Source organism: Helcococcus sp. KG196 (genome assembly GCF_046035495.1).
GTDB lineage: Bacteria > Bacillota > Clostridia > Tissierellales > Peptoniphilaceae > Helcococcus > Helcococcus ovis.
The window spans coordinates 1-903 of sequence record NZ_JBFNFI010000034.1; the positions used below are offsets into that span (position 1 = coordinate 1).

General features: G+C 35.8%; 2 protein-coding genes. Both read left to right on the forward strand.

Annotated elements, in window-relative coordinates; translation table 11 throughout:
* Positions 1–26: 26 nt before the first annotated feature.
* Complete coding sequence (locus ABGF45_RS08350; protein ID WP_408112843.1) at positions 27–146, forward strand: Flp family type IVb pilin; 120 nt, start codon at positions 27–29, stop codon at positions 144–146.
* A gap of 549 nt (positions 147–695) precedes the next feature.
* Positions 696–848 carry a Flp family type IVb pilin gene (locus tag ABGF45_RS08355; protein WP_408112842.1) on the forward strand — a complete coding sequence of 51 codons (153 nt, stop codon included), beginning with the start codon at positions 696–698 and terminating at the stop codon, positions 846–848.
* Positions 849–903: the final 55 nt, after the last annotated feature.

The window sequence follows — 903 nt, forward strand, 5'->3', positions numbered from 1 at the left end:
GGGAGAGGGGAGAATATAGGTAAGGCTTGAGAATCTTAGCATTAATCTCAGTAGTGGTAATAGTATTGTTAACACAAATTGGAGATAAATTAAAGAAAACATTCCAGGCTATAATTGATGAATTAGGAAAAGCACAACAAGGCTAATAACCCCGCAAGAGCAAAAAGAGAAAAGGTGAGTGGGGAGAAGATGGGTAAGGCTAGAAAGTCTTAGCATTAATCTCAGTAGTGGTAATAGCATTGTTAACTGGAATAGGAAAGCAATTGAAAGAAACATTTGAAAAAATATTAAATGAATTTCAAAATGCAAAAGCATAATAACCCCGCAAGAGCAAAAAGGGAAAAGGTGAGTGGGGAGAAGATAGGCAAGGCTTAGAAAATCTTAGCATTAATCTCAGTAGTGGTTATAGCAGTTTTAACAGGAATAGGTAAAAAATTAGAAGGAATTTTTCAACAAATTTCTGGTAATTTAAAAGATGCAACAACACAAGGAAACTAATAACCCCGCAAGAGCAAAAAGAGAAAAAGGAGTGGGGAGAGATAGACAAGGCTAGATAATCTTAGCATTAATCTCAGTAGTGGTAATAGTTATATTGACACAAGTTGGTACAAACCTAAAAGAAATATTCACAAAAATTTCTGATAAATTAGGAACAGCAGCAAAAGCAGAATAACCCCGCAAGAGAAAAAGGGTGTGTGGGGAGAGATAGGCAAGGCATGGAAATCTTAGCATTAATCTCAGTAGCTGTAATAGTTGTTTTAACATTAATGGGAGGAAAATTAAAAGAAATTTTTCAAAGTATTGCAGATAAATTAGGAGATGCAGCTGCAAAAGGACCACAATCATAATAACCCCGCAAGAGCAAAAAGAGAAAAGGGGGGGAGAGATAGGAAAGGCTTTGGA